This is a genomic window from Streptomyces vastus (genome assembly GCF_039532825.1).
Classification (GTDB): Bacteria; Actinomycetota; Actinomycetes; order Streptomycetales; family Streptomycetaceae; genus Streptomyces; species Streptomyces vastus.
Window position 1 is genome coordinate 163,642 of record NZ_BAAASJ010000017.1, and the last position, 8,983, is coordinate 172,624.

Annotated in this window: 6 protein-coding genes; 3 read left to right on the forward strand and 3 right to left on the reverse strand. The window is 69.2% G+C overall.

Annotation, left to right across the window (positions count from 1 at the left end; genetic code table 11):
- The first annotated feature begins 124 nt into the window (after positions 1-124).
- Positions 125-661, forward strand: coding sequence for an NUDIX domain-containing protein (locus ABD357_RS06895; RefSeq protein ID WP_344388217.1), 537 nt, complete (start codon positions 125-127; stop codon positions 659-661).
- Between the two features lie 39 nt (positions 662-700).
- Here the strand turns inward: ABD357_RS06895 and ABD357_RS06900 are convergent, their stop codons facing one another.
- Positions 701-3,067, reverse strand: coding sequence for a glycoside hydrolase family 31 protein (locus ABD357_RS06900; RefSeq protein WP_344388218.1), 2,367 nt, complete (start codon positions 3,065-3,067; stop codon positions 701-703).
- Between the two features lie 212 nt (positions 3,068-3,279).
- On the opposite strand from ABD357_RS06900, the gene ABD357_RS06905 reads away from it, so the two are divergent.
- Positions 3,280-5,256, forward strand: a complete 1,977-nt coding sequence (locus ABD357_RS06905) for an acetoacetate--CoA ligase (RefSeq protein ID WP_344388220.1) — start codon at positions 3,280-3,282, stop codon at positions 5,254-5,256.
- A 123-nt stretch (positions 5,257-5,379) separates the two neighbouring features.
- Complete coding sequence (locus ABD357_RS06910; RefSeq protein WP_344388222.1) at positions 5,380-6,270, forward strand: hypothetical protein; 891 nt, start codon at positions 5,380-5,382, stop codon at positions 6,268-6,270.
- 70 nt (positions 6,271-6,340) lie between these two features.
- Here ABD357_RS06910 and ptsP read toward each other — a convergent pair whose 3' ends face one another.
- Positions 6,341-8,011, reverse strand: a complete 1,671-nt coding sequence (gene ptsP, locus ABD357_RS06915; RefSeq protein WP_344388224.1) for a phosphoenolpyruvate--protein phosphotransferase — start codon at positions 8,009-8,011, stop codon at positions 6,341-6,343.
- Between the two features lie 76 nt (positions 8,012-8,087).
- Entirely contained in the window at positions 8,088-8,537 is a 450-nt protein-coding gene (locus ABD357_RS06920; RefSeq protein WP_344388226.1) for a PTS sugar transporter subunit IIA, read from the reverse strand.
- Positions 8,538-8,983: the final 446 nt, after the last annotated feature.

The following is an 8,983-nucleotide window of genomic DNA, read 5'->3' on the forward strand; positions in this document are numbered from 1 at the left end:
TGGGCGTCGGTGTATCGGTAGGGGCGGCCGGGGCCCACGGGGGTGGTTCCGGCCGTCTCTCGTCTCCTCACATGGAGACGGCCCTCCGGAGGCGCCCATGTGATGATCGGCTACAGTCCCCGGCGTGTCCCCGTCACAGAACCCGCCCGCCGACTCCGCGCCGGACTCCCACTGTTCGAGCTGCGGCGCGCCCTACGGAGAGGGCGTCTCCGGCTGGCCCCGCACCTGCGCCTCCTGTGGCGCCCTGGCCTACCGCAATCCGCTGCCCGTCGCGGTTGCCCTTCAGCCCGTGTACGACACCAAGGGCACCGCCCTGGTCGTCATCACCCGGGCCATCGCCCCCGCGCGCGGGGGCATCGCTCTGCCCGGAGGGTTCATCGACCACCGGGAGGACTGGCGGCACGCCGTCGTCCGCGAGCTCAACGAAGAAACGGGCATCGAGGCGGCGAGCCGCGACGTACGGCTCGCCGACGCGATGAGCTCTGCCGACGGCCACCTCCTGCTCTTCGGCCTGCTTCCGGAGCGCCCGGCAGCCACACTGCCGCGGCCTTCCGCGACGGACGAGACCGAGGGCTGGCACTTCCTCCGCACAGCCACCGAACTCGCCTTCCCGCTGCACACAGTGGCGGTGCGGGCGTTCTTCGAGGGCCGGTACGTGTGACCGTCGTCCAGGGCGCCTAAAGCACCGCTCAGGAGTGCGTCACAGGGCCCCCAGCCCGCGGACCCGCACAGGGCGTGACGGTTCGCTCGGGCCGTCCTCCCCGTTCCGCTCGACGACCACGCGTTTTCCTTCCCAGCGCGTCACATACCGCTCGATCTCAGGCTCGTCCCATCCGTCACCCGTGTCCGGCACCACAAGCCCGCCTCCGGTATGTCCAGGGGCGGGCGCCCACGCCTCCAGCTCCAGACCGCCGTCGGTGCCGCGTACGGGCACGACGGCACCCGCGCGCACGAGCACCGGAATCCGTGACAACGGGGCATCGAGGAGCACCTGAGCGGGTCCCTCGTAGCACTCCTCGGTCACCGTGTCGTACCAGCACCCCCGCGGCAACTGCACCGCACGCCGGTCCGTTCCCGGGTCCAGCACCGGCGCCACCAGGAGGCAGTCGCCGAGCAGGAAGGTGTCGTCGCAGTCGCGCAGCGCTCTGTCCTCGGGCGCGCCCCACCACACCGGCCGCACATACGGCGCCCCCGTACGGTGCGCCAGATGCGCCAGCGTCACGAAGTACGGCAGCAGCCGTCGCCGTTCGACGAGCGCCACGCGCGCGTGACCGAGGATCTCGTCGCCGAACTCCCACGGCTCCCTGCGCCCGGCCCGCAGACTCGCATGGGTACGGAACAGCGGAAGATACGCGCCGAGTTGGAACCAGCGCAGATACAGCTCGGGCGACGGACTGCCGTCGAACCCGCCCACATCAGGGCCCGAATAAGGCACCCCGCACAGCCCGAGCCCCACGACCAGAGACAACGACGCCCGCAGCCCTGGCCAGCCCGTGGCCACGTCCCCGGACCAGGTCCCTCCGTAGCGCTGCATTCCGGCCCAACCGGAGCGCGAGAACATGAACGGCCTCTCCCCGGGCCTCAGTTCACGCAGCCCTTCGTAGCCGGCCCGCGCCATACAGAGCGCGTACACGTTGTGCGCCTCACGATGGTCGCCGCCGCGTCCCTCCAGGTCGTGCTGTGCCGAACGGGGCAGGGTGTTCTCCCCGAAGGCCGTGAAGGACACCGGCTCGTTCATGTCATGCCAGAAGCCCGCGAAACCCTGCGCCAGCCGCTCTTCGTAGAGCTCGCCCCACCACTGGCGCACCCGCGCGCGCGTGAAGTCCGGATACACCGACTCGCCGGGCCAGACCACACCGCGCACCGGCCTCCTCGCGGAATCCCCCACGAAGGCGTCCACCGCGGACCCGCTGTCGTACACAGCGTTACCCGGTTCGGCCTTGACCGCCGGATCCACGATCGACACCAGTCGGATCCCGTCCCGGCGCAGCTCCTTGGCGAGCATCGGAAGCTTCGGGAAGCGCTCCCGGTCGACCGTGAACACCTGGTGCGCGTCGAAGTGGTCGATGTCCAGATGAACCGCGTCCAGCGGCAGACGGCGCTCCAGATAGCCGGCGACGATCCGCCGCACCTCCTGCTCGCTGCCGAAGCCCCACCGCGCGTGATGGTGTCCCAGCGCCCACATGGGCGGCAGCGCGGCGGCCCCGGTGAGCGATGTCCAGGTGCGCAGCACGCGAGCGGGGGTGCCCACCATCACCCAGCAGCGCAGCGGCCCGCCGTCCATCCGCAGCTCGCTCGTCCCGGCCCGATCGTGCCCGGATCCCGCACCCTCCTCGCCCTCGCGCAAGGTCACGGTGCCGTCCCACGTGCTGTCGTGGAACACGAGATGCGTGGCGGCGTCGGCCACCACCATCTGCACCGGCATGGTGATGTACAGCGGGTCGTCGCCTGGACCGAAGGAGAGGCCGGGATCGGTGTTCCACATCCGGTACGTGCCGTCGCGCAGCCGCGGTCCCGACGCGCGCCCTCCCAGGCCGAAGAACCGCGCGTCCGCGGCCACTTCGGACCGCTGCATCCACCGCGCCGGACCCCCGCCGACCGGTTCCCACCACCGGGGCGGCAGATCGCGGCGCAGAGTCACCCCGCCCGGCGTACGTACCTCCACGGCGCCGTTCCGCGACACGACGACCGTCACGCGCTCGGACACCACCCGCCAGGCGCCGTCCTTCTCCGGCTCCAGAACCGCCCGCGGGTCCGGCTTGGGAGAGTGGCCCGCGAGCGCGTACGACGGCTCGGGTCCGGCCCCGTCCCAGCCCCAGAAGACGGCTCCGTTCACGGCGACGGTGATGCGCAGCTCCGACCGGGTGAACCGGACCAGTCCGCCGCCGGGCCCCGGTGCCACGTCCACGACCGGCCCGGGCACCCGCGCCCGCTCGGCACCACGGGGCGCTAGCCCGGAGGCGTCGGCGCGCCTCCTGCGCCACGCGGCCCGCACGGTTCGCCACCCCTGGGCCGCCCCCGTCGAACCGACCGCCTTCACCGAGCGCACCAGGTCACGACCGTCCATGCTGATCAGCCTGCCATTGACCTGTCCACATGTGTGAGTCGTTCAACTGCCGTTCACCCACGACGGGACCACATCTTCACGACCCGGACCATCCGTGGCGAGCCCTGGTGCAGAAGTCGATCACATGGCATCGTCCGTGTCAGCCGCGTGACGCGCACACCCCAGCCCGTGCGTGATACACGCATACGACGCGCACAGTCCGGGAGCCGCCCATGTCCTCAGCGAACCCCTCACCGCTCTGGCAACCCGACCGGGAACGCATCGCCCGGGCACAGATCACCAAGTTCCAGGCCTGGGCGGCCGAGCATCACGGAGCCCCGGCCGAAGGCGGCTACGCGGCCCTGCACCGCTGGTCCGTGGACGAACTGGACACTTTCTGGAAGGCCGTCACCGACTGGTTCGACGTACGGTTTTCGACCCCCTGCGCGCGCGTGCTCGGCGACCGCTCCATGCCGGGCGCCCAGTGGTTCCCCGGGGCCACGCTCAACTACGCAGAGCACGCCCTGCGCGCGGCCGAGGCCCGCGCCGACGCCCCGGCCCTCCTCCACGTCGACGAAACCCACGAACCGCGCCCGGTCAGCTGGTCCGAACTGCGCCGCCAGGTCGGATCCCTTGCAGCCGAACTGCGCACCCTCGGCGTCCGCCCCGGAGACCGCGTCAGCGGCTACCTCCCGAACATTCCGCAGGCTGTCGTCGCACTCCTCGCCACGGCCGCCGTGGGTGGCGTCTGGACGTCCTGCGCGCCCGACTTCGGCGCCCGCAGCGTCCTCGACCGCTTCCAGCAGGTCGAACCGGTCGTCCTGTTCACCGTCGACGGCTACCGCTACGGCGGCAAGGAGCACGACCGCCGCGACACCGTCGCCGAGCTGCGCCGCGAACTGCCCACGCTGCGCGCCGTGGTCCATGTCCCGCTGCTCGGCACCGAGGCTCCCGAAGGCGCCCTGGAGTGGTCCGCGCTGACCTCCGCGGACGTGGAGCCCGTCTTCGAAGCGGTCCCCTTCGACCATCCCCTGTGGGTGCTCTACTCCTCCGGCACCACCGGCCTCCCGAAGGCCATCGTCCAGTCCCAGGGCGGCATCCTCGTCGAGCACCTCAAACAGCTCGGCCTGCACTGCGACATGGGCCCCGAGGACCGCTTCTTCTGGTACACCTCCACCGGCTGGATGATGTGGAACTTCCTCGTCTCCGGCCTCCTGACGGGCACCACGATCGTTCTGTACGACGGAAGCCCCGGCTACCCCGGCACGGACGCCCAGTGGCGCATCGCCGAACGCACAGGAGCCACGCTCTTCGGCACCTCGGCCGCGTACGTCATGGCCTGCCGCAAGGCGGACGTGCACCCCTCCCGCGACTTCGACCTCTCCCGTGTACAGTGCGTCGCCACCACCGGCTCGCCCCTGCCACCCGACGGGTTCCGCTGGCTGCACGACGAGTTCGCGGAGAGCGGGGCTGACCTGTGGATCGCCTCCGTCAGCGGCGGCACCGACGTCTGCTCCTGCTTCGCAGGCTGCGTACCCACGCTCCCTGTGTACATCGGCGAACTCCAGGCACCGTGCCTCGGCACCGACCTCCAGTCCTGGGACCTCAGCGGCAAACCCCTGACCGACGAAGTCGGCGAGCTGGTCGTCACCAACCCGATGCCGTCCATGCCCATCCGCTTCTGGAACGACCCCGACGGCAGCCGCTACCACGACAGTTACTTCGACGTGTACCCCGGAGCCTGGCGCCACGGAGACTGGATCACCGTCACCTCACGCGGCTCAGTGATCATCCACGGCCGCTCGGACTCCACGCTCAACCGCCAGGGCGTCCGCATGGGTTCGGCCGACATCTACGAAGCCGTCGAACGCCTCCCCGAGATCCGCGAGTCGCTGGTCATCGGCGTCGAACAGCCCGACGGCGGATACTGGATGCCCCTGTTCGTCCACCTCGCGCCGGGCGCCGTACTCGACGAAGCACTCCTCGGACGCATCAAGCAGACCATCCGCGAACAACTCTCGCCCCGCCACGTCCCCGACGAGGTCATCGAGGTGCCCGGCATTCCGCACACCCTCACCGGCAAGCGCATCGAGGTCCCGGTCAAGCGCCTGCTCCAAGGCGTTCCCCTCGAAAAGGCCGTCAACGTGGGCTCGGTGGACAGTGTGGAGCTGCTGCGCTTCTACCAGGATTTGGCCCGCAAGCGCACCTGATCAGGGCGCTGACCAGCGTATTTGTCGCCACGAACGCGTGCGTGGACCCCTCGCAGGGCGGCCGTTGTCAGTGCCGCCGATTACGGTGAGTGAGCATTGATCGACTGCACTCAGGGGGAAACAATGGCCCACATCCAGCACCACAGCATGCGGCGCGTACTGCGCCGCGAAATCGCCGGCACCATCGGCCTGCTGACCGACGAACAGGACTTCACGGCGATGCGGCGCTATCGCACGTTCAGCTTCGCCGACCACGCGAGCTACCTCCAGCAGGTGGAAGCCCTGCTCAGGACACTCGCCTCCCAGGGCGGCCACACCACAGTGGCACTCTTCGACCCCGAAGAGTATGCGGAGTTCTGTGCCGAGCACGGCCTGGAACCCGACGCCCCGACCAGCCGCACCCGCTTCACAGCAGAGCTCGCCTCGACGGGCGCCACCCTCCCGTACGAGGGACAGCCCCTCGCCGAGCTCGTCCCGAACCTGGTCGACGAGGCCGTCCGACAAGCCACTTGGGAGTACGCGACCACGCTCCTGTCCCGCATCGGGAACTGCGCGTCGTGCGGCGAGGACATCGGTCGTGCGGCCTTCATCCGAGCCTCTGACCTGCTCGTGCGCATCCTCGAAAGCACAGGCCCCGGCGAGCGCCACCTCGTGTGCAGTGTCTCGACCTCGCCAGAAACACTCCTCGCCGTCCTCCATGCCGACGACGACGAGGAGGGCACACCCCAGCTCGACGAGGCCGAGGCCCTCGAATTCACCACCGTAATGGCCGTCGGCATCGCCACCCAGAGCGCCGGAGGCCTCGTCATGCGCACCAGCACCCCTGGCAGGACCGACCGCGTCTTCGGCTGGCGCCTGCGCGGCGAAGGCCTGGAACCGCTGACCGCCGGAGAGGTCTTCGACGCCTACTGCACCGACATCGAATCCGGCGACCTCGTCTCCCCGGAGTCGGGCGTCGACTACTGCGTGCCACCGGACCTGGGGGACGGCCCTACTACAGCGCACACGCACTGAACGCGCGAGGGATGCCCCACCTCAGCCGGGGCACCCCTCGATCACCGCTGGGTCTACGGCGCGGTCCGACCTACTCGCCGGACAACACCGCCTGAGCCGCCTTGCGCGCCTCTTCGGCGCTGTCCGAGGCACGCGCCGCCGCTGCGGCACGCTCGCACTGCGCCAGCGTGTACTTGGCCAGCGTCGCCCGGACGTACGGAATCGACGCCGCACCCATAGAAAGGGAGGTGACCCCCAGACCGGTCAGCACACACGCGAGCAGCGGGTCCGACGCGGCCTCGCCGCAGACACCACAGCTCTTGCCCTCGGCCTTCGCCGCCTCGGCGGACAGCGCAACCAGGTCGAGCAGCGCGGGCTGCCACGGGTCCTGAAGACGGGACACCGCGCCCACCTGACGGTCGGCGGCGAAGGTGTACTGCGCGAGATCGTTGGTCCCCAGCGACAGGAACTCGACCTCCTGCAGGATCGACCGCGCCCGCAGAGCGGCCGACGGAATCTCGACCATGGCACCGAACTTCGCCTGCAGCCCGGCCTCACGGCACGCATCCGCGAACGCCTTGGCGTCGATACGGTCCGCGACCATCGGCGCCATCACCTCGAGATAGACCGGCAGCCCCTCGGAAGCCTTCGCGAGCGCCGTCAGCTGCGTACGCAGCACCTCCGGGTGATCGAGCAGCGTCCGCAGACCACGCACGCCCAGTGCCGGGTTCGGCTCGTCGGCCGGCGTCAGGAAGTCGAGCGGCTTGTCGGCGCCCGCATCGAGCACACGCACCACAACCCGACCCTCAGGGAAGGCCTCAAGGACCTTGCGGTACGCCTCTATCTGCTTGCTCTCCGACGGCGCATTCTTGCTGTCGTCAAGGAAGAGGAACTCGGTACGGAACAGACCGACACCCTCCGCACCGGCCGCTACCGCCGCCGGCACATCCGCGGGACCACCGACATTGGCCAGCAGCGGCACCTTGTGCCCGTCCGAGGTGGCTCCGGGGCCGGTCGACGCGGCAAGCGCCGCCTTGCGCTCGGCGGCCGCCGCTTCCATGGCGGCCTTCTTCTCGGCATTCGGGTTCACGAAGATCTCACCGGTGCTGCCGTTCACCGCGATCATCGTTCCCTCGGCGAGCTCACCCGCTCCCGGCAACGCGACCACGGCGGGCACACCGAGCGCCCGCGCCAGAATCGCACTGTGGCTGGTGGGCCCGCCCTCCTCGGTGACGAAACCGAGAACCAGCGCCGGATCCAGCAGGGCAGTGTCAGCAGGCGCAAGGTCACGAGCAATAAGGACGTACGGCTCGTCACTGTCCGGGACGCCCGGCATCGGAACACCGAGCAGACGGGCGACGATACGGTTCCGCACGTCGTCGAGGTCCGCCACACGACCGGCCAGGTACTCACCAGCACCCGCAAGCAGAGCGCGATACGCCGCGAACGCGTCATACACCGCACGTTCCGCCGTGCTCCCGACAGCGATTCGCCGCTCGACATCGGCCATGAGTTCCGGGTCCTCAGCCATCATGGCCTGGGCCTCGAGCACCGCCTGGGCTTCGCCGCCCGCCAGATTGCCGCGCGCCATCAGATCAGCGGCCACGGCTTCCACGGCCTTACGGGCGCGCCCCTGTTCGCGCTCCGCGTCCTCCGCCGGAATCTGCTTGGCAGGCGGCTCGAGAACCGCCGTCCCCATGTGCCGAACCTCGCCGATCGCCACACCGTGGCTCACGCCGACCCCTCGCAGCGTTGTCTCCATGTCACCTGTCTCCTATAGAGCGGCGGGTCCCGCCACCGCGGTGGTCGTCCTGCCTGTCGTTCATGACAGCACCAAGTCAGTGCCAGCTGAAGAGAGCGTCGCCAGCCTTCACGTCGCCGTCAATGTTGAGGTCGGAGAGGGACTCGGCCGCAGCTTCGAGCGCCACGATGGGGCACACCGGGGACTTGCCGGCCGCCTCGACGGCAACCGGGTTCCAGCGGACCATGGCCTGACCGCGTTGTACGGTGTCACCCTTGTTGATCAGCAGCTCGAAGCCTTCGCCATTCAACTGGACAGTGTCGATACCGAGGTGCGTGAGCACACCGTGGCCCTGCTCGTCGACTACGACGAAGGCGTGCGGATGCAGCGAGACAACAACGCCGTCGATGGGGGCGACGGCCTCGGAGGGCTCACGCACGGGGTCGATCGCAGTGCCGGGCCCAACCATCGCTCCGCAGAAGACGGGATCAGGTACGGCTACGAGCCCGATGGCACGTCCTGCAAGCGGGGACGTCACGATGGTCATGGGGAGCCTCCCAGGGGTGGAGATTCATATGGGCCGTCACTGCCTGTACCGGACGGCGCGCTGTTGAGCAGCGTAAGTCATGAGAAGTCCCGGTCCGCCGGAGAGGTCCTGGTTGGCGACCGTAGGGCACAGCACAAACCATTTGCGCCCGCTCCGGAGCCCGCTGTAGAGTCGTACACCTGCCTGAGGCGGGCGACGTGACCAAGCGTCGTTGCCTGGCAGCACCCAAACTTGGCAGATCCTATCTCGGGGCCTGGTTCTGCATGTCCGCAGTACCATGGTCAGAGAGACGGTAGAACCCTGATAGAGTTTGGAAACACCGAAGGGAAGCGCCCGGAGGAAAGCCACGAGATCTGGGATCTCGGGTGAGTACAAAGGAAGCGTCCGTTCCTTGAGAACTCAACAGCGTGCCAAAAATCAACGCCAGATATGTTGATACCCCGTCT